Raw genomic sequence first — 20,471 nt, forward strand, 5'->3', positions numbered from 1 at the left:
TAGGTGTCAACAATTTTTTGCCGCAGGTCAAGGGAGTAGGGTTTCATCTCTAATCAAGAAAATACTCATGCTCTATGCTTTGAGCGTACCTCACTAGACAGGAAAAGGCTATATCCGACCATTTTTAACAGAATGTTAAACGCCACAATCGTGACAAGTTGGCATATAAATCCCAGAGATTTCAAAAGCTTAACCATATCCGGCTATGATTATATGTTTACCACTACCACGATAAAGGCTTTCATCTACGCAGAGGGCAGGGTTGGGCAAGCCTTGTCCGGGTGAAAAACTAGACGCACACGCAAGAGGCGATCGCTTCCGATAAAATTTGCTTCTAACCGTCCAAAACCAGGAAGATGCAAGCTAGATCGTGTTAAGATCCATGTCAATTCTGAAAACTGTGTTGGAAAGGTAAATTTAAATATGGAAGCAGCACTGCTATTGGCAAAACTGCCTGAAGCTTACTCCTTCTTTGATCCACTGGTAGACGTTCTCCCGATCATCCCCGTGTTCTTCTTGTTGCTTGCTTTCGTTTGGCAAGCTGCTGTAGGGTTCCGTTAAACCCCAAATTCCACTTTGTAAAAATAAAGGATGCAGGGCGCAGCTCTACATCCTTTATTTTTATTTAACCGCGCGTCCCCATTTCCTTGCCAATGCCAAAAGCAGGACGCTCTGAAAGACGCTTGATATAGTCCACAACGGCTGGATATTCGCTCAAGTCCAGCTTTAGCATTATTGGGATGTAAGCCAAAATTGACCCAACCACTACATCGGCGACATTGAACTCGTCTCCCATTAAGAACGGTTGCCGCTCTAAGATGTCATTGAGCGGTTGCATCAACTTGGGCATTTCCCGTTCCCGGCTGGCTTCCACAAAAATTCCTGGCCCTAGTGTGGCATTGCTAAACATCGCCCACTGAGTAATTTTTGCTTTTTGTTCTAGGGAAGATGGCATCTTGCCGTACTTTTCGGCTAAATAAAGCAGAATTGCCCCCGACTCCCAAAGCTGAAAATCCCCATCCACAAGCGCCGGGACTTTGCCCATAGGATTAATCGCGAGATAATCTGGTTGTCGGTGAGCGCCTGCTTGCATATCCAGCATGACAAATTCATAAGGAATGCCAAGTTCTTCCAGATACCACTTGACAATTGACGCGCGACTAAAGGCTCCTCCGTAGAGTTTCAACATGATAATTAAACCTTAAAGAACTTTGTGAGTATGGGAGTGTTGTTTTACGTTGTCTTCCTTGCGAACAACGCGCTGAGCATTCAGTACCCGCTTGCGTTCTATGGAATAGTTAAAGTCAGTGCGGGTTGTTCCCACAGGGATATGAGACTGGGCTTCTGGGTGGGTTTTATAAGTGCGGGCAGATGCGATCGCGCGAAAAGCAAACTCATCACTAAACTGCGCCTCTTGTGGGAAATCAGCGGGCTGGGCGAGTGTATTATCCTCTGTGAGGACAGCGCCCATCGTGGTAGCGATCGCCATCTGGTATGAGGTGGGAATTCCTTTGAGAATCGCTTCTAGGGCGGCTGAGGGGATGGGTTCAATTACTTTTACTTCACGAACTTCGCCATCTTCCTTGTAGAAGCAAGTGGCTAAGCCAAGCAGCAGGTAGTCATCTTCGCACAGATCCGGGGCGTTGGGATAGAAAGTTGCAGTTGTCATAAAGTTGTTTTCCTTAAAGATTCAAAACACCAACACAGCTTGATCATCGCTTGCATTCTACCAGATGGGGTTAGAGGGGAAGAGGATAGGCAAGGGATATATGTGCCACAGAACCAATTCCCAGCCACATTCTCCCCAATTCCGCTATATGCCAATCGCTTAAGCTTCACATGATAAACGGTTTCTCTGGACAGATAAAAAGCGATCGCTTTGTTTGTCTGTAGAGGTTTCAGTAATGCTGTGGATTGGGGCTGTAGGTATTTAAAGGACATCCAAGCCTAACTGGATTGTCTGGGTGTCAATCGACCGCTTGCCAGACGCTTTACTTAAGTGACACAGAAGCAAGGCAGCGACTCAAAGCAAGGCGATAAAGTGATTCCAGATAAGTCCAAGATACCTTTGAAAATGATATGAACGTTCGCGCAATCCACTGTCAAGACCAAGCAAGACACCAACACAGTTATCCGATCTCATCGACTGGCGCGGCTCCAAGACGTTTACTTCGAGTCAAATCTGTATCAGTCGGACACGCGATAGAGTCAGATGGTTCGCTGCGCTCTCAGGCAAAGGAAAAAGCACAACAAGGCGATTACGAGAGCGCGATCGCTATCCTGACAACTTTAATTGAGCGCAACCCCATGAGTGCAGCCCAATACAATAACCGAGGGCTAATTTATTTTCAGAGCGGTCAAAAGGAAAAAGCGATCGCTGATTACAATACCGCTTTGGAACTAGATCCCCACCTAGACAGCGCCTACAACAATCGCGCCAACTACTACGCTTCTGTGGGACAGATGGCAGAAGCGATCGCTGACTATGAGATGACCCTGGATCTCAACCCCGGCAATGTTCGCGCTTGGATTAACCAAGGTATCACCTTTCGGGATTTGGGATTGTACGACTTGGCCCTAGAGAATTTTGACCTAGTAATGGGACTAGGACAGCTGGAAGGTAACATTTATGCAGAACGCGGTCGCACCTACGAACTGAGGGGTGACTGGAACTGCGCGATCGCTGACTACCAGAACGCTTTAGCTTTGCTTTCCCGATCTGGTGCGGCTGGACGCTTGCGCCTGGTTGTCGAAACTTGGATGATACAGTTGCTGAAACCTGCGATCGCCTGAAGAACAATTAAAAATTAAAAAATAAAAATTAAAAAAGGGCAATGCCTAATTTTTAATTTGCCATTTTCAATTCTTCTTCTTCAGTCGTGCTGCTATCCATCAAGACCACTTGACGCTGAGAGGGGTCTACACGATGGCTTTGCTCCTGCATAACGCTTTTGGCTTGCTGCGGGTCAAAATAACGCCTGAAGTTATCACTCAAGCGGTTGACACGTTTTTCTGTGCGTTTAACTTCCTCTTGAATGTCCGAGAGCTTTGCTTGCTGGGACATATGATAAGGCAACAGTTGCGCCAGCGCGGAGATCGCCGCCGATGAAAGCACTATATTTACAGTTAACTTAGCCGTGGTTTCCACGAGCGTCCCCCGGTTGGGATGGCGTCGCTGTTGTCGCTGCGTCCGGGGAACCGCCCGTTGTGGTACCGATTGCAGAGGAGGTCTTGTGGGTTCAATTGCATTCATAAGGGGCTGGGGATTGGGGGCTGGGGATTGGGGGCTGGGGATTAGGTATTGGGTATTGGGTATTGGGTATTGGGTATTGGGTATTGGGAAGAATCTTACCCAGTCCCCAGTCCCTAGTCCCTAATCCCCCTTCCAGTCCCTAGTCCCCAGCCCCTAATCGCTACTTGTACAGTTCCGTTGATAAGCGGATTGCCAGGATGCCGGGAATCAAGGCGGCAACTAAAGCAATAAAGACTTGGGTATCTGATATAGACATTGTTTACAAACTCCTTTTTCAGGTTTATAGTTCAACAATTTCGGCTAAATCATGCCTACTATAACTATCTTGTAACAAGATGCAACACACAAGCCTAAAAATTTTAACCCATATGTTTGCATAGCATCGTTGATTTCGTCTAAACTTTCCCGACAAAGGTTAAGCTTAATTAAGATAGCAATCATTTTGGCACGTTTTAGCCTTGAAATTATTGCTTTTAATTTGATATTTCCAGTTTAAACAGGCGTTAATGCTAGACCACATCCTGAACTCTCCGCTCAATGTAGGAATTGAAGCTCCCCTGGTACTGCTAGTTCTGGTGGCGTTAGAGGCGGTGCTGTCAGCAGACAATGCGATCGCCTTAGCAGCTATTGCACAAGGCTTAGAAGATAGCACTCTCCAACGTCGCGCTCTCAACTTCGGATTAGCAGTTGCCTATATCCTCCGAATCACCTTGATTCTGACAGCAACCTGGGTTGTTCAGTTCTGGCAGTTTGAGCTACTAGGTGCAATGTATCTGCTTTGGCTGGTGTTCCAATACTTTACTTCGGATGACGGGAAAGATCAGGAACATCATGGGCCGCGTTTTACTTCCCTTTGGCAGGCAATTCCGATAATAGCCTTTACTGATCTAGCTTTTTCCCTCGATAGCGTAACGACAGCGATCGCTGTTTCCAAAGATACCGCGCTTGTTATCGCCGGAGGTACGATTGGGGTGATTACGCTTCGGTTCATGGCGGGATTATTCATCCGCTGGCTAGATGAATTTGTGCATCTTGAGGATGCTGGCTACATTACAGTAGCGTTGGTGGGATTGCGACTGCTATTGAGAGCCTTTAACCTGGAGTCTTATGCACCAGACTGGTTAATGATCTCCTGTATTGCGATCATATTTACCTGGGGATTTTCCCAGCGAACTCCCACGGAAACTCAAAAATAAAAAGGAAAAAAATTATGGCTAATGGTAATTAACCATTAGCCATTAGTTATTTACTCGTACAGCCAAGATGTCAAACTTGGTTTCCAGCTAACGAGTTCTTCATCCTTAAACCAGAGGCTTATCTCCCGCTGTGCTGTCTCGATAGCATCAGAACCGTGGATGAGGTTGCGACCAATGCTAACTCCATAATCACCGCGAATCGTACCCAGTTCTGCTGTCAGCGGGTTGGTAGCACCGATAATTTTTCTTGCTGATGCTACAACTCCCTCACCTTCCCATACCGTCGCTACCACTGGACTAGAGGTGATAAACTCGACCAGACCAGCAAAAAAGGGTCTTTCCCGGTGAACGTCATAGTGCTGTTCTGCCAGTTCGCGGCTAACACTCATTAGCTTTAACCCAACCAGAGTGAAACCTTTGCTTTCAAAACGGCGGATGACCTCACCTACAAGGTTGCGCTGTACGCCATCCGGCTTAACCATGACAAATGTCCGTTCCAAGTTTATCTCCTTTGAATTTCACAAACTGATACAAAACTTAGATTAGACTAGAAGGCTTTTAAACGCAAAGGACAACCAAGGATAGCTTTTTCTTGGCGTACCTTGGCGAAAACCTTTTTCATTCCCAGTTAGAGACTGGGAATGAGGATTTTGTTAGCGAAGCGCCGCTTCGCCTCACACAATTGTGAACTTTTTTTAATTTTTACAAGACGCAGAGCTTCTTGTGTATCGTTCCCAGGCTCTAACTTGCAAGGAGATTGCTTTAGGTATGTCGTTCTAGCGCTAGTTGAACTAACTGATCGACCAATTCAGGGAAAGAAATACCACTTGCTGCCCATAGTTGGGGATACATACTGGTCGCTGTGAAGCCTGGGAACGTGTTGATTTCGTTAATTAAAATTTCGCCTGTGGCTTCGACATAGAAAAAGTCTACCCGTGCTAAACCAGCAGCATCAATGGCGGTAAAAGCTTTGAGAGCCAGGTCTTGAATTTGAGTAGCGATCGCATCTGGTAATGGTGCGGGGATCAGCAAATCTGCTTCTCCCTGAGTATACTTAGTTTCGTAGTCGTAAAAATCACTTTGAAAAGTAATTTCTCCCACGACAGAGGCTTTGGGATTGTCGTTGCCTAAAACGGCACATTCTACTTCTCGCGCCACGACACCTGCTTCTACAATCAGGCGACGGTCGTAGCTGGCGGCGTTATCCAAGGCAGTTTCTAACTCAGTGCGCGATCGCACTTTGCTAATTCCCACCGATGAGCCTAAATTTGCCGGCTTGACAAAACACGGATAGCCCAGAGTTCCTTCAATTTCTTCGCAGAGTTTCGGGAAAATACAAGGATTAGACCACACCTGCGACCGATTGACAGCAATATATTTCACCTGGGGTATTCCCGCATGGGCAAAAGCCATTTTCATAGCAATTTTGTCCATCCCGATCGCAGAACCTAAAACCCCACTTCCCACAAAGGGAACCTGCATTAATTTCAGCATTCCCTGAACCGTGCCATCTTCCCCGTTAGGGCCGTGTAGGATGGGGAACCAGACATCTATCTCATCAGCTTGGGAGGGAGATTGCCAACGGTTGAGTTGTTGCGTGTTGGCGGTTGATATTTCGCTACTGGCGATTGGAGATGGGGAATCAGGAGTTGAAGTTTCTAATTGTAGGGGTGTTCCTGATTCTAAAACTTGTTGCGCCAATTCCCCGGCTTGCCACCGTCCATCTTTGCGGATGTAGAAAGGCAGGATTTCGTACTTTCCGGTATTTTGGTCTGCGCTTAGGGCTTGCGCGATCGCTCGTGCTGATGAGAGCGAAACCTCATGTTCTCCGGAACAACCGCCAAACAGCAACCCAACCCGCAATTTTTTCATTTTTTTCTCCTTGGCACTCCTCAGAGCCGATAGCCTATCATAGCTGGACGGCTACAACGACCTCCAGCTGTTTAAAACCTAATTAGCAAGATTCATAGCACCAATCAGGAAGAATACGATCGCTAGTTGCCTTCAAGAACGCACCACCAGTTTCCAAGGATGTTGGATACTTGCAGCTTCTTCTGGCTCCAGAACAGCAATCCGCCATCCTTTACCCCAAGGCCGCGCCAAGACAACTTTATCAGGATTTGCTGCTTTGACCTTTTGCGCCGCAGTCGTCGTTAGTTCGCCGACTGCTATCTGTTCAACTGCGGAAGGTACAGTTGTGACTGGAGCCTTAACTGGTTCTGCTGCGGGGAGTGGTTGCGTGACAGCAGCTTGAAGAGTGGGTTTTGCAGCCGTGATTGGTGTCGTAGAGGTTAGAGTCTGAAGAGTGGTTTTTTTACTCTTTAGCTGAAGCGGTTCCCGTTTAGGAAGCAGGAATTGACGAGTGCTAACACCGAGTAAGTAAGTAAAGCGACAAGCCAACCAACCGGCGCTACCAGCCGCAATTGCCGACCAATACACCAATATCAGGGTGTTGTATAAGGCGTAAGCTAAGCGAGGGGGAAGATAAACCGCTTCTTGTAAGTCCCGTCGCAGGAGTGGGAGGCGGGAGTTTACTTCGAGTTTCCACAATGTAACAAATGTTTTCATCTGATTAACTTTTTTCTTTGACTATATTGCCCTTTAGCTGGAAACCGTAATCCTGGCAAATTAGTCCTAAGTCTTCAAAACAGATGCAAAACTGCTTCATGCTCTGACCCCGGACGTGGGAAATAGGCAAATGTCTTCCTCTGGTCAAGAGTAATATTTTCCGCCAGATGAAGTGTATTTATACATTTATTGTAAGAATGCCCAATGACTAAAGTCGCGGCTATACAAACGAAGCCCGACGCAACGCGAGGCTAATATTTATCTTCCCGTTGCGTGGGCTTGGCTTGTAGAACATTGAGGCTAAGGCGCTGTAGGAGTAAATTTTACTCTCTGGGTGTGATAGGCAAAGGCTAACAGCAAGCGACTGATAGCGCCTCACCTGTCAAACTAAAAGGGCGAACTTGGGTAATTTTCACTGGGACTATTTTACCTTTGAGTTCGTTAATATCACCTGTGAAAAAGGTAAGCCGATTGCCGCGAGTGCGTCCCATTACCTGAGTCGGGTCTTTGGGATTTTGGTCTTCTACCAGCACTTCTTCAATGCGTCCAAAGTAGCGCTGCGATGCTTCAGCCGCTTTTACATTAACCAAGTGATTGAGACGTTGCAAGCGATCGCTCTTGACTTCCTCACTCAGCTGATTTTCCCACAACGCGGCGGGCGTACCCGGACGCGGCGAATAAGCAGCAGTATTTAGAAGGTCAAAGCCAATATCCTCAACTAGCCGCAACGTATTCTCAAACTGTTCCTCTGTTTCCCCAGGAAAACCGACAATCGCATCAGCGGTAATCGCTGCATCCGGCATATATCGCCGAATGGTATCAATAATGCGGCGATATTTCTCCTGGGTGTAACCCCGCGACATTGCCTTGAGAATGTCGTTATCCCCGGACTGGAAGGGAATATGAAAAAGTTCGCATACCTTGGGCAACTCCGCACAAGCGCGAATCAAGCGTTCTGTGAAATAACGCGGATGGCTGGTGGCAAAACGGAGGCGTTCAATCCCCGGAACATCATGTACATAGTAAAGCAAATCTGTCAAGGTGTGCTGATGACGACCTTCGGCTGTCGCCCCAGGCAAATCCCGCCCATAAGCATCAATATTTTGACCCAGCAGGGTCACTTCCTTGTACCCCTGACGGCCTAATTCCTCCATTTCGGCGCGAATCGCCTCTGGAGTCCGAGATTGCTCAACGCCCCGGACGTTAGGAACCACGCAGTAAGTACAGCGCTCATTGCAGCCATAAATAACATTCACCCAAGCCGTCACCTTGCTGTCGCGGCGCGGTTTGGTAATGTCTTCCATAATGTGGACTTCTTCTGTAGCCACCACCTGATTCCCGTTAAAGACTTGTTGAAGCAAATCTTCAAGGCGGTTGGCGTGTTGTGGCCCCATAACTAAGTCTAGTTCTGGCACCCGCCGCAGCAATTGCTCTCCTTCCTGCTGAGCAACACAACCAGCAACTATGAGGGTCAAATCCGGTTGCTCTTGCTTACGCTTTGCCTGTCTACCCAGGTAGGAATAAACCTTTTGTTCGGCATTATCCCGAATCGTGCAGGTGTTGTAGAGGATCAGACTGGCATCGTTGGGGTCTTCTGACCACTCAAAGCCCATATTTTCCAATATGCCAGCCATGCGCTCTGAGTCGGCTTTGTTCATCTGGCAGCCGAAGGTGGTGATGTGATAGCGGCGGGGAGAAGTGGTCATGGATGGCTCAAACAAATCCGTGGAAATGGGAACTTTATATCTCTTTGTATATCTTACCTATCTAGAGAATCCAGGTTGGTCGCCCGCAGCCTATTTAAACACAAAACTTTAGCGAAGCCAATTTGTATATAGCAATCCAGCGGTTCACATACCCGGCTTATTACAAAAGTCGGGTATCTCGCCTTCACGAATCATTTAGGAATGCTATAGCTGGCAATGTCTACCCTACTTTAGCAGCATGTGCTACGAGCGAAGATATTTAATGCTCTAGCTAACTCATCGCACCCCAAAGCAAAATTCTAGAATTTTTTATTCTGATAAAAGAATACGGCAAGCCGAACTGTCAAGTGTTTATTCTACGCATTAAAAAATAATTTTTGACATTCTCTAACCCCATCAGGCGAACGATTTCAGGATTTTATCCTGATAGTGCATTCAAGAGTCCGAATCAGGGAATAGAAGCTCTGACGAGACATCTACTATGCGCCTTTACAGTTCCATCTTATTCTCAACTTTGTTAGTTACTGGCTTAGCGGTTAACTTGCATGCCGTTGAAAAACACTCTGAAAATCTGCAACAAACATCTTCGGTTCAACAACAGTTATCCGCTCACGATCCTAGCCAGGACAGCGCCCATCGCGGTAGCGGACGGAAAGGACTAGGTAGTGTCGCGATGGCTGAAAGGAGTTTTTAAACTCTTGGCTAGACATAGAAATAAGTCTCGAATAATTAGGCTCCAATGGGTCTTTATTTCTATTTTTAGAGAGCCGAAGTAGGGCGGTTGGATTTTGGATTTTAGATTTTGAAACTCTTGCCATCGGTTGTTTTAGGGAGCCATACGTCGCCAATCTTTTTTGTAATGGTATCTGAAATATAAGTTGGTTTTGTTAACAAGAAGCTTATTTAATTTAATTAAATGAGCTTCTTGTTTTATTATTTTTGTTTTTGTATATAGCGTTTCTCAGTTAGGCGGAGTATATCGTAATTCTGAGCTTCGCGCGACCTTGGTAGGGTACATGGCAATGCCATGTACCCTACAGATGTATCGAACCCAACCCTAGAATTGCTCTATAGCAGTTATGAATGATTCGTAAAGGCGAGATACCCGACTTCTGTAAGAAGTCGGGTATCTTAACCCTGGTTTAGAAATCAAATAGGATGCTATAGGTGCTTTTTTTGTTCATAAGATAGGTAATGGGACTAGGAGTTATGAATCTCAAACTAATAACTCCTAGGCTCCTAATTTAAGCGGGTTTCCAGGTACCATGAAAGCCCATAGGAACAACGCTGGGTAATGCTAAACGACAAACAGGTTGATCGTCTAAGCGATCGCTATCCATAACCCAGACTTCGCTAGTATCAGAATTGCCATCGTATACCACAGTTAACACCCAACCCTGTGCAGGATTCAAGGCATCAGTCACATAGATGGGTTCGGTGGGATAGCGATTTTCGCCCAAATCAGTTTCTGTGAGATTACCAGTTTGGTTGTCGAAACGTGCGATCGCGCCCAAAATTTCTTTACCAATATCCGCCCCTTCCCGAAATACTGATAGATAGGTATGAGGCGAAGCTTTCCCCACGTATTGCTGAGGAACCAGCGGAAATTCGCCGGGTCGATTTAACAATTCTTGCACAGAAATTGCTTTGCCCGTTTGCGGATTTAATCCTACTTGGTACAGCGTTGGTTTAGCAGGTGTGTGAGTTTCGCCACTCGCTATTTCCTTGAGATACTGATTCGTCTGAAAATCTTTATAGCGTGCAAAATCTACAATAACCATCCCATCAGCATCAACATAACCATTGCTAAAATGCCACTGATACCAAGGATCGGTTTCGCTACGGCTCACCACAGATAAGGTGTTGCGATCAACAACTAAAATCTGAGTACCGAGTTTAGGTTGCCACTCTAGCGAATCGCTATAGCTACTGATTCCCGCCAACACCGGGAGGGCTTTTAATCGCACTGGGGGAATAAAAAACACCAGATATTGCCCTGCCAAGACAAAATCATGCACTAAGGGGATACCATCAAGCTGAACTTCCCCCTTTTGCAGAATCTTGCCAGTAGAGTCGCTTTTATAGATATTCAGCTTGCCGTTCATTCCAGCGGCGATACCAAAGTTAAAAATTTCGCCTGTTTGAGGATCGCGCTTGGGGTGAGCTGAATAAGGCGCTCCCGCATCCAATGCAGCTAAATCATCTAATCCCGAAGTTTCCAAAGTTTGTAGGTCAAGGGCGTGCGGTTGCCCACCTTCCCAAAGTGCTAAGAGTTTATCAGGCAGCGCCAGGACTGAGGTATTGGCGGCGTTTTTGATGGGTTTGAGCCATTGATTCCAGATTGGCCCTGGTGCGGTCATGCCATAGTTGCCATAGAGGAATTTACCGGCTGCGGTTTCCTCTTTATATCCTTCTGTTTGCACGTAGCGATAGAGTCCGGTAGCGCCGTCACCTGTGAAATGCACTCGCAAAATTGCCCCATCGCCATCAAACCAGTGTCCCACGCGACCCGAAGGTTGGCGTTCTAAGCGTCCAGGGCCATTGCGATACAGCGTACCCCGCAACCCTTCCGGTATTTTGCCCGAAAGCAGTGGTAAAGGGGTGAGGGGAAATTCTTTTGCTGGCGGGATGAGGGCTTTCGCCCAAGCTTTCTGTGTTGATGGTTTAGTGGCAGTTGTCATTGTTGAGCGATATTAAGCACGTTCTCTCTTTATTTTGAACAATTTTGTGGGAGTGCTGCTATCTGTAGAAAATGCGATCGCTAATAAACTTTCTTGTAGGGTAGGCGGGACACCTGCCAAAACTTTTTTATTGACAATTTGCCATTTGTGTGAACTGTAAAAATGAAGACGCTGGCACTCTCGCTAAGTAGCAAAGCTCTAAAATTAGTTGGATTATTGTTGCAATTTCGTTACAATGCGTCTTCTGGAGATGCGATCGCGGTTTCCTATTATTAGAGGGAAATTGCGATCGCGATCGCAAAAAAAAATAGGTTTTATGAAAAAACTGATTAAAGGTCTGCGCCAGTTCCAAAGCGGCTATTTCAGCACGCACCATGAGTTGTTTGAGCAACTCGCTCACGGTCAGAAACCGAGAGCGCTATTTATCACCTGCTCAGATTCGCGTATCGACCCAAATTTGATTACTCAAGCTGGTGTCGGCGAACTATTTATTATTCGCAATGCTGGTAACATGATTCCGCCCTTTGGCGCAACCAATGGCGGCGAAGGCGCAGCGGTTGAATACGCCGTTCATGCTTTAGGTATCGAGCAAATTGTTGTCTGCGGTCATTCCCACTGCGGCGCAATGAAGGGACTGTTAAAATTGGACAAATTAGCTGAAGAAATGCCGCTAGTTTACGAATGGTTAAAGCACGCAGAAGCAACTCGGCGGCTGGTTAAAGATAACTACACAAACCTCGATGGGGAAGAACTTCTGGACGCCACCATTGCTGAGAACGTGCTAACCCAAATCGAAAATCTGCGGACTTATCCAGTAATTCGCTCCAAACTTCACCGAAAACAGCTATCTCTCCACGCTTGGGTCTATCAGATTGAAACAGGGCAGGTTTTGGAGTACGATCCTGTTCTTCACGAGTTCGCGGCACCCTACAGTGAACTTCCCTCGTATGATGATCAGCCTGTAGTATCTAATACTGAACGAATTCCATCCATGCGCTTATCTTCTGCGCAAGCAGAAAGAATTTACAGAGGTTCTGCCGCGCGATGAAGGTGGGGGTTATAAACCTTTTATCTGCTGGTATCTGCAATTTCAATTATTAGGAACCAGCAGCATTCTTTCCTCTATTTCTTCCCATGTTTTGGGTGACACTCGCACCGCTGCTTGTTTGCACTGAATTATGAGGTAATTGGCATAGAAATAATTGTCGAGCGCCTTGATTTCTTCCTCAGTTAAATTGACCATTTCTAAGTTGAGATTGAAAGCATTGAGCAAGGTTTGAAAGAGACGATACGCAAATTCCCCACGCACTTCCAAGGGTTGTTTATCGTCAGGAATTTTAGCTTTTAGTGCTTCCAGTCGGGCAACTAGCACAGCAAAATTTATATTGTTGAAGATTTTTAGTTTGTCAAGTTCACGGGCATTGTCAATAGCTTCGGCGATGGCGTCGGCGTCGGGGATGGCGATGGCGATGGCGATATCGGCGATGGCGATGGCGTAGGGATTGGCGTAGGCGTAGGCGATGGAGATGGCGTTGGGGTTGGCGATAGCGTTGGGGCTGGGGTTGGCGATGGCATTGGCATTGGCATTGGCGTAGGCGTAGGCGATGGCGTAGGCGTTGGCGATCGCCCTTTTACCTACAGGTTTAATATCGCTTTCCGAACCAGAGGTTGCCTGTTCCGCCCAGTGTAATAAAGCTTTTAGTTTAGGAGTATTGATGTACTTTTGCACCTCTTTTTCCATCCGCAACAATAAGTCATCGGCTCCACCACGCATCAACCCAGCTACGAGCAAAAATACCTCTTTCCAGCGTTTATCTGTGAGGTGTTCGGTAACTAATTTCTCGATTTGCCGATGATCGTCAATGTATTGGGCAGTTAAATATTCCTGTAGTGTCAGATGGGAGAACGAAAATATATCTTCCGCTCGTTCTACCAAGATACCTTGTTGGATGGCAATAGCATTCAGAACCGCCTCCCCGTCTAGATGCTGAGGCGCATTTAAGTTACTAGCCAAAAAGGTTTTGATTTGCTCAACAACCTCTCGCTGCGAGAAAAATAATCGATCTGCCTCAAAACCTTTGTAGGCAATCTCAGATAGAAGTATCTCTTCTAACTCTGTATGCAGTCCTTGATAAATTTCATCTCGCAGAATTCGCTTTTCTGACGCCCATTCCTCAAGCAATATTCGCAGTGCTTTCCGGTAGAGAACGCTGCGATTATCTGGAAAGCTTTGAGAACGGTCATATACCAGGCAGAGAAATGTCAACAATAAGGGAGTCTGAGCTAACTCTTTAGCTGCTTTATGTTCTGGTTTTTGCAATATTTCCCAGCATTTCTTAGCAGTTTTCGCCTGTTTATCTGCTTCTGACTGGAACCAGTTACCTATAAACTGCTCAATTTGAGTATCGTCAAAATCAGCCATTGCCACATCGCTAAACCGACGAAAAACACTGCGATAAGCAGCGGTGCGACAGGAGGCGATGAAACGATTTTTATCATATTGGTCAACAAAATTCTGAATTTGACCAATAGCCTCATTTAAGTTCTTGGTCGGTACTTCATCTAAACCATCCAGCAAAATTAGCAACTTGCCTTGCTCTAATAATTTCTTAGTAGATTTTTCAGGTGAAGGAAAACCACAAGTACGAAATTCATCACTGATGACTTTCTCAATATTGATATCACCTGTGTTAAATATTTTGAGTTCGATGAAAACCGGGATACAGGAGTGCTTAAATTTTCCCTTGTTGCCCTTCAGTGCTTCCAGTCCCATCCGCCGTAAAAATGTGGATTTTCCCGCTCCTGGCCCACCCAGTACCATGAGATATTGCTTTTCGTTAGCAACTTTCAGCCCTTCTTGCTTACGGGTATCTTTAGAGTGATAACTGCGTCTTTGAGCTTGGCGGTAAGCTTCTTCTAGGCTGTCAATTGATTCAAATCGACAAATATCTTGCTCATCTAAAAACTGAACGCCAGTATAGACTGACTCTAAGGCTACAGGTTCCCGCATTCCCAACACTTTCAGGATGCCGTGACGCTCAGTATAGTTCTTGACATATTGCCGTGATGCGTTAAAAATTAGCTGCTTTTTTCCCTCATCTAGGCTTCCGCCTATCAAACTGAGAAATTTACCCCCACCTTCCCAAACTGTTTTAATCACAACGCCAGCTAGACCTTTGATTGCTGCATCTGCAACTGCGGGTTCAAATCCTGTCATAAGGGTAGGGATGAGTTAGTTTTAGTTATTTCTACAACTTAGTCGCTGCTTTTTCCAGACGGCTATCCTAATGCAATACGTTTTGATGCCACACATTTGCTCCCCTCTAACGCTCCTTCAAAAGGGCGGAACTGGAAACGCTTGTGATGGAAGGTGGAATCAATCAAGTAGAACTGAATAGCCTTCTTTTGCAAGCTACCGTGTACACACAAGTCGGCAGACTCCCCAAACCCCTCTCCGATGCGGAGAGGGGCTTTGAAGATGGCTCCCCTTCCCTGGTAGGGAAGGAGCTGGGGGTTAGGTCTGGAGCGGTTTGAAAAGCCTTTCCTAAGAGGGGGTGGGACGAGCAAAAAGCTACCGACAAAACTATAGCGTTTCTCAGTTGGGTGAAATATATGGCGGTTATCAGGTTTCCGCCATACCTGCTTGGGTTCGGGCATGGCAATGCCATGCCCCTACAGATGTATCGCAATTTTCGATATTTTCTTCGATTCTATGAAAGCACCCTGCTCTAAATCTCTCTTGGAAAGAGGACTTTGAGGCTGTTTCAACCCTTTTAAAGGTGGATTTAGGGGGAACGCTGAGTGAGGAATATTACAGATAATACCTTTTCAAACATCCTCTAAGTAGCTCCTGAAAATCGGGTTTTATGACCCTCCAAAAGATTAATGTGTACTTTTGTAACGGTCTGCGTAATTTCCCGGAGCTGGCCCTGATAAGTCATCAGAAGTCGGCAAATTTTATCTCGGCAATATAACCCAAATTTTATAGGGAAACGCCAAGAGTATTCTTGTGGACTTCAAGATGAAACACTCCAATTTATGTCAAGAAAAGCTGCTGAAAGATGTGAGGAGTAATTCCACACTTTCTGTAAGCAAAATCATGATTTCTTTTAAAAATGAGGTGAACATAGATGGCTGTTATTTCTGGCGCACCTGGTAACAACAACGATCTTCTTATTGGTACTAATGAGAGCGATCAAATTTTTGGGCTGGATGGCAATGATGGCATATTTGGCCTTAATGGAGATGACTTTGTATTTGGTGGTACTGGGGTTGACATTATTATTGGTGGCGGTGGTAACGACTTCCTGTTTGGAGAGGACGGCAACGACGTAATTTTTGGGGACTCTCAAGTTTTTGGTGTAGGTGGAAATGACTTCATCAATGGTGGTAATGGGTTCGATGTTCTATTTGGTGAAGGTGGAAATGACTCCCTTTTTGGGGAGAACGGGGATGACACTCTCAATGGTGGAGATGGCGATGACAACCTGAATGGTGGCGAGGGGGCTGATAATCTAACTGGGGGTGCTGGCAATGACATCCTCGACGGTAGTTTTGGTGATGACTTCCTCAACGGTGAAGCTGGGAATGACCGATTATTTGGTGGCGATGGATTTGATGTTCTATTTGCTGGTGAGGGGGATGACCAACTATCGGGGGATCTGGGGGATGACCGACTATTTGGTGAGGCTGGCAATGACATTCTGTTTGGTAACGATGGGGACGATATCATTAATGGCGGGGACGGCGACGATATAGCCTTTGGGGGCATCGGGAATGATCGCTTCTTTGCTGACGCCGGAAATGACCAAATCTTCGGTAACGACGGTAACGACCTAGCTGATGGGGGAGCTGGGATCGATTTCCTCAATGGTGGGAATGGTGACGATATACTCTTCGGTAGCTTAGACAATGACACCCTCATCGGTGAAGCGGGAGCAGACCTACTTGTTGGTGGAGTTGGTAGCGACTCCCTCTCTGGTGGCGCTGGGAATGATACGCTGATTGGCGTTGACCCGTTTGTTCAACAATTTGGATTTGGCGGAAACGGAAGCGCGATCGCTCCCTTCGAGATTGATACTTTAACTGGCGGTGAAGGTAGCGATACTTTCGTTCTCGGCGACAACGGAACGGTATTAGGGAACTCACGGGGAGGCTCTGAAGTTTACTACGTTGGTGGCGGCAATAGTGACTACGCCCTGATTACTGACTTCAATCTCAATGAAGATGTTATACAACTCCCTGAAAATCCCGACACTCCTCTTACTATTGCTGAAGCCGGGGACGCAGGACAGGTTCTTACTGAGGCTCAGGTTATTGCACCGGGATCGGGAACGTTAGACTCTATTACTGGGACAATATCCAGTGGTAACGATGTTGACGTATTCCAAATCACTCTGAGTGGCGAGGAAGATTTTTTTGCCACAACAGTCGGCGGTGCTAATTTTGACACGCAGTTGTTCCTCTTCGACGAGGATGGCATCTTAGTTGCTCAAAATGACGACTCTAGCGGCACCTTTCAATCCACGCTTCCTGCTTCAACACTAGAATCCGGTACATACTTTCTAGCAATCTCCAGCTTCAATAACGATCCAGTGGGAACTCCACCTACTTTCCCCGGTAGCGGTTTCGGTACTGGCAGCTACACGATAGATTTAGCTGGCGTTCAAGCTGCTACTTTTAGCTTAGGTGCATCTCCTGAGGGTCTTCCGTCGGGGACATCCATATCTTTTGGCAACGACCTAGTTGCTATTGTTCAAGGGGTTTCGCCTTTAGACCTGAATCTGAATAGTAGTAACTTCAATTTCGTTTAGAAGTTCCAGGGCGTTGCACATTTAATAGCCTTCTTGCAAAAGGTGAAAACTACAAAAATCAGTTTCTTCGTAAACAGGGGAAGTAATAATGATTTGTGCTTCTGCTGTTAACGAGGAAAGTTAGAAAAGGGTTATTCAGGTACTTTTGCAAGAAGTCTAATAGTTTAATTTTATAGGTTGGACTTTTGCCCAACCTATAAAATTTTAATAAATATTAAATAAATATTTTCTACTTAGGTTAAGCCGAAGGGCTGTTTAAGCTTAAGGTATTTTATGTATATGGGAATTCTATTTCATTTGTAAATTGTAGGGCAGGCATCCTGTCTGTGGCACGCTACAAACGAAAAAATAATTCATAAATTCTTTAGGAATGCTATAGCTACTTACGCCGAAGCGGTAGCGCATCAGCGCATCGCATACAACTTCAGCACGAAATGCCGCAGATGGCTTCGCGGCGACAGGCGAAACCAGATAGCGATCGCAGGTTGCATCAATACCACCGGAGTTTCATCTTGTTGTACTGTTCGCGCTAACTTGTCGATGGCATAACGAAACCAGCATACAGTTAATCGGCTACTAGGTTCTGCGGCTTGTAGCCAAGCTTTTTCGTAGCGCAGCAAATCCACAACCCAAGGCGGATTGATGCTTTCTCGCTGAGTAACTTCGATGAAAGTGGAGAATGCGATCGCATCCTCCAGATGTTTTTTGATTCCCGTGGGTATATAAGTCTCAGCGTATCGCCAAAATAACTCAGCAAAGCCTTTCCCCAAAACGGAGTAAGTCAAAGGTAGCAGTTCGCGCACTTCTCCCAACCGCTTGCGTTTCAGCGAACTGGCGAAAAGGTTAACCTGTTGTGCAGATAATTTAGCCAGCTGCTGTGCTTCATCAGAATTAAGTCCCAACTCTTCACCGACTGCTTGCGGATTGGCAAAAAAACGCGATCGCAACACACTATTAGTGTAAAGCTGGGCTAAAATTTGCTGTGTTTGAGCTAATCCCATCGTCTATAACGCTTTCCAATTTTACGCGCCTCTTCCAATTCAGCGGAAAGTTCAGCAAAAGGCGGTAAGTTTTCATCCCGTTCTAGCACAATCCCTTTAACTGGAACTTTAGCGACAACTTTATCCATCAGTTGCCAAACTTCCTTCGGTGTCGAGTGCGAATGGCTATCAATTAACACGCCATTATGCCAATGTCCGCCCACAAAATGCAGTTGGACAATTCTTTCTAAAGGTAATTGCGATAAGAAATCACCAACATCATAATTATGATTTACAGCATTGATATGCAAATTCGTAATATCCAGCAACAACCCACAATCAGAACGTTCTACTACTTCGGTTAAAAACTGGGCTTCCGTCATCTCTGCGCCGGGAAGTGTCACCATATAGGTGATATTCTCTAAAATTAATGGCACGTCAACATAGCGACGCACTTGCTCAATGTTGCGGCAAAGAACTTCTACCGCTTCGTGTGTATAGGGTAGCGGTGATAAATGTCCGATATCTACTCCACCCGCTTTTGTAAAACAGATGTGTTCGCTCCACCAAGGCGGATTGAGTTGTTTAATTAGTGTTGCCAGTTTCCGTAAGTAATCGGTATCTAAACCTTCTGCACTACCTAGCGACAGATTAATCGCGTGGGGAATAAGCGGAAAGTGATCCGCCAATAGTTCTAATTCTTGCTGTTTTTGGGGTGGCGCATCCAGATAGTGTTCGGCAACAATTTCTAGAAAGTCAACTTGTTGTTGATGCAGAAACAAGTCGCTACGGAAAGGTTCTCGGAAACCTAAGCCGATGCCTAGAGTGGGTAGATGGGACATAGAATAACCACGGAGAGACAGAGAACGCAGAGAAAAGGCTGTAGAGAGTCTACTGGTTTCCAGGCTCAACTTGGAAACGAGATAAAACTGGGTAGATGAGACATAAGATTAATAAACCGCAAAGACGCAAAGGACGCGAAGACAAGCCAAAGAGAAGCTTCCGATGGCTTCTTCCTCACCCGCCGCATCCACCACAGCCACCACCACAGCCACCACCGCAGCCAGCACCACAGCCGCCGCTATCTCCACCACAACCACCCCCACCACTAGCTGCTGACAGATGGAACATTTTCTCAAATTCAGCATAGGGGGTTGCTGCTAGCATCCCTACACCGAAGATGGCTACAGGCAGTAACAGGCCAAAGTCTGCCCCACTAGGGCGGAGGATGGAAGCTTGCCACTTCAGGTTCTCAAATGTTTGCTGTAGTCGCTTGAGATAACCTTGTCCTCGCTGACTCAAGCGGAGTGGTTTGCAGACAACGGCCAGGGTAATGAGCGAAACAATGCCCAGAACGATGAGAAACACAACATTGCTATATCCCTTTGCTAGAGCTACTACGAGCTTGTAGCTGCCTAAACCCAGGATAATTAGCACTCCTTTCCAACTAACGCGCTGTGCTATCTGTTTTGTTTCATCCGGACACAGCAGTTTCTCATTTTGTAGCCGCTGTTCGTAAACTGTACAGTGCTGCTTCACTGTGGCAGGTAGCGATGATTGGAAGATTTCCTGGGCTTTGTGAGAAGAAACGAACCAGCGAAACACATCGCGCTCTATTACAGGCAGAATTAAAGGATCTGGATGATTGCGTGCTTTTTCTAAGCGATCGCCTGCAACCTGCAAGTAACCGCGCCCTGTTAAATTTAAAAGAGCTAATCTTGTAACTTCATTTTCTCCACCCCGCATATAGGCAATTTCGTAGGGGTCGGGGTCGGCAGGAACTAAGGGCAAAGGTAAGTTTGCGGTCTGGTCGGAACTATGAATGCTCAACCCGCAAATTACTATCGTCACTCCGCTAACAAAGGCATAAAATAGCAGAAAGTACGGGCCATACATATCTGCAATTGGGTTGGCTAATGGGTTCCAGATTGTCACAACCACTAACAAAGCCAAGATACTAATTAGTAGCTTATCCATTATTAACGATCCTTCTTGCATTTGGATAGTTATTTCCGCGCATTCCTACAGTGTTAGGTTGCGCTTTTACGGAAAATCTAAGCAAGTTAAATTTGTAAATTTTAGTGAAGCGGTATAGATAATTTGTTAGGACTTCCTCAGCCGAATCTACAATTCTCTATGAGGCTAATTTTGTAAATTTTTTCTGAGGGGGCGACATGAAAGCTAAAACGTTGATACAATGAGCTTCATAGCCCTCATCCCTCGTAAATAATGCTCTAATTTATTGCGATTTAATCTCATTAAATCTTCAACGAT

Annotated in this window: 20 protein-coding genes; 6 read left to right on the forward strand and 14 right to left on the reverse strand. The window is 46.0% G+C overall.

The window, feature by feature from the left end:
- The first annotated feature begins 423 nt into the window (after window positions 1-423).
- Complete coding sequence (locus NDI42_RS26000; RefSeq protein WP_190421686.1) at window positions 424-561, forward strand: photosystem II reaction center protein K; 138 nt, start codon at window positions 424-426, stop codon at window positions 559-561.
- A gap of 64 nt (window positions 562-625) precedes the next feature.
- Here NDI42_RS26000 and NDI42_RS26005 read toward each other — a convergent pair whose 3' ends face one another.
- The 3 genes from NDI42_RS26005 to NDI42_RS26015 are packed head-to-tail and all read right to left on the reverse strand — an operon-like array spanning window position 626 to window position 1,941.
- Window positions 626-1,189: a glutathione S-transferase family protein gene (locus tag NDI42_RS26005; protein ID WP_190451018.1), complete on the reverse strand. Its 564-nt coding sequence runs from the start codon at window positions 1,187-1,189 to the stop codon at window positions 626-628.
- A gap of 12 nt (window positions 1,190-1,201) precedes the next feature.
- The gene (locus tag NDI42_RS26010; protein WP_190451020.1) at window positions 1,202-1,669 is read right to left on the reverse strand and encodes a hypothetical protein; all 468 of its coding nucleotides are present in this window, start codon (window positions 1,667-1,669) and stop codon (window positions 1,202-1,204) included.
- Window positions 1,666-1,941, reverse strand: a complete 276-nt coding sequence (locus NDI42_RS26015; RefSeq protein ID WP_206755887.1) for a hypothetical protein — start codon at window positions 1,939-1,941, stop codon at window positions 1,666-1,668. The genes NDI42_RS26010 and NDI42_RS26015 overlap by 4 nt, the downstream gene beginning before the upstream one ends.
- A 138-nt stretch (window positions 1,942-2,079) precedes the next feature.
- Here NDI42_RS26015 and NDI42_RS26020 point away from each other — a divergent pair, with 138 nt between their 5' ends.
- Window positions 2,080-2,793, forward strand: a complete 714-nt coding sequence (locus tag NDI42_RS26020; protein WP_190451022.1) for a tetratricopeptide repeat protein — start codon at window positions 2,080-2,082, stop codon at window positions 2,791-2,793.
- A 52-nt stretch (window positions 2,794-2,845) separates the two neighbouring features.
- Here NDI42_RS26020 and NDI42_RS26025 read toward each other — a convergent pair whose 3' ends face one another.
- On the reverse strand, window positions 2,846-3,253 hold the full coding sequence (locus NDI42_RS26025) for a slr1601 family putative cell division protein (protein ID WP_190421694.1): 408 nt from the start codon (window positions 3,251-3,253) through the stop codon (window positions 2,846-2,848).
- Between the two features lie 160 nt (window positions 3,254-3,413).
- Complete coding sequence (gene psaM, locus NDI42_RS26030; protein WP_190421696.1) at window positions 3,414-3,509, reverse strand: photosystem I reaction center subunit XII; 96 nt, start codon at window positions 3,507-3,509, stop codon at window positions 3,414-3,416.
- A 250-nt stretch (window positions 3,510-3,759) separates the two neighbouring features.
- Here psaM and NDI42_RS26035 point away from each other — a divergent pair, with 250 nt between their 5' ends.
- Window positions 3,760-4,449 (forward strand): TerC family protein, encoded by a 690-nt coding sequence (locus NDI42_RS26035; RefSeq protein WP_190451024.1) that lies wholly within the window; start codon window positions 3,760-3,762, stop codon window positions 4,447-4,449.
- Between the two features lie 50 nt (window positions 4,450-4,499).
- Here the strand turns inward: NDI42_RS26035 and ndk are convergent, their stop codons facing one another.
- The 4 genes from ndk to miaB form a co-directional block, all read right to left on the reverse strand.
- Window positions 4,500-4,949, reverse strand: a complete 450-nt coding sequence (ndk, locus tag NDI42_RS26040) for a nucleoside-diphosphate kinase (RefSeq protein ID WP_190421700.1) — start codon at window positions 4,947-4,949, stop codon at window positions 4,500-4,502.
- Between the two features lie 262 nt (window positions 4,950-5,211).
- On the reverse strand, window positions 5,212-6,321 hold the full coding sequence (locus tag NDI42_RS26045; protein ID WP_190451026.1) for a D-alanine--D-alanine ligase family protein: 1,110 nt from the start codon (window positions 6,319-6,321) through the stop codon (window positions 5,212-5,214).
- A 132-nt stretch (window positions 6,322-6,453) separates the two neighbouring features.
- Window positions 6,454-7,017: a hypothetical protein gene (locus NDI42_RS26050; RefSeq protein WP_190451029.1), complete on the reverse strand. Its 564-nt coding sequence runs from the start codon at window positions 7,015-7,017 to the stop codon at window positions 6,454-6,456.
- Between the two features lie 350 nt (window positions 7,018-7,367).
- On the reverse strand, window positions 7,368-8,723 hold the full coding sequence (gene miaB, locus NDI42_RS26055; protein WP_190451030.1) for a tRNA (N6-isopentenyl adenosine(37)-C2)-methylthiotransferase MiaB: 1,356 nt from the start codon (window positions 8,721-8,723) through the stop codon (window positions 7,368-7,370).
- Window positions 8,724-9,204: 481 nt separating this feature from the next.
- Here miaB and patX point away from each other — a divergent pair, with 481 nt between their 5' ends.
- The gene (gene patX / locus NDI42_RS28985) at window positions 9,205-9,417 is read left to right on the forward strand and encodes a heterocyst-inhibiting protein PatX (protein WP_399315813.1); all 213 of its coding nucleotides are present in this window, start codon (window positions 9,205-9,207) and stop codon (window positions 9,415-9,417) included.
- 550 nt (window positions 9,418-9,967) lie between these two features.
- Here the strand turns inward: patX and NDI42_RS26060 are convergent.
- Entirely contained in the window at window positions 9,968-11,404 is a 1,437-nt protein-coding gene (locus NDI42_RS26060) for a carotenoid oxygenase family protein (RefSeq protein ID WP_190451032.1), read from the reverse strand.
- A gap of 316 nt (window positions 11,405-11,720) precedes the next feature.
- On the opposite strand from NDI42_RS26060, the gene NDI42_RS26065 reads away from it, so the two are divergent.
- Window positions 11,721-12,452, forward strand: coding sequence for a carbonic anhydrase (locus NDI42_RS26065; RefSeq protein ID WP_190451045.1), 732 nt, complete (start codon window positions 11,721-11,723; stop codon window positions 12,450-12,452).
- A 42-nt stretch (window positions 12,453-12,494) separates the two neighbouring features.
- Here the strand turns inward: NDI42_RS26065 and NDI42_RS26070 are convergent, their stop codons facing one another.
- Window positions 12,495-14,621 (reverse strand): NACHT domain-containing protein, encoded by a 2,127-nt coding sequence (locus NDI42_RS26070; RefSeq protein ID WP_190451034.1) that lies wholly within the window; start codon window positions 14,619-14,621, stop codon window positions 12,495-12,497.
- A 913-nt stretch (window positions 14,622-15,534) separates the two neighbouring features.
- On the opposite strand from NDI42_RS26070, the gene NDI42_RS26075 reads away from it, so the two are divergent.
- Window positions 15,535-17,217: a DVUA0089 family protein gene (locus NDI42_RS26075; RefSeq protein WP_190451036.1), complete on the forward strand. Its 1,683-nt coding sequence runs from the start codon at window positions 15,535-15,537 to the stop codon at window positions 17,215-17,217.
- Window positions 17,218-17,621: 404 nt separating this feature from the next.
- Here NDI42_RS26075 and NDI42_RS26080 read toward each other — a convergent pair whose 3' ends face one another.
- The 3 genes from NDI42_RS26080 to NDI42_RS26090 form a co-directional block, all read right to left on the reverse strand.
- A complete protein-coding gene (locus NDI42_RS26080) occupies window positions 17,622-18,218 on the reverse strand; it encodes a hypothetical protein (protein ID WP_190451038.1) in 597 nt (198 codons plus the stop codon).
- Window positions 18,209-19,039, reverse strand: coding sequence for an MbnB/TglH/ChrH family RiPP precursor modification enzyme (locus NDI42_RS26085; RefSeq protein WP_190451041.1), 831 nt, complete (start codon window positions 19,037-19,039; stop codon window positions 18,209-18,211). The genes NDI42_RS26080 and NDI42_RS26085 overlap by 10 nt, the downstream gene beginning before the upstream one ends.
- Before the next feature lie 175 nt (window positions 19,040-19,214).
- A complete protein-coding gene (locus NDI42_RS26090; RefSeq protein ID WP_190451043.1) occupies window positions 19,215-20,174 on the reverse strand; it encodes a TIGR04222 domain-containing membrane protein in 960 nt (319 codons plus the stop codon).
- Window positions 20,175-20,471 lie beyond the last annotated feature (297 nt).

This window comes from Funiculus sociatus GB2-C1, assembly GCF_039962115.1.
GTDB lineage: Bacteria > Cyanobacteriota > Cyanobacteriia > Cyanobacteriales > FACHB-T130 > Funiculus > Funiculus sociatus.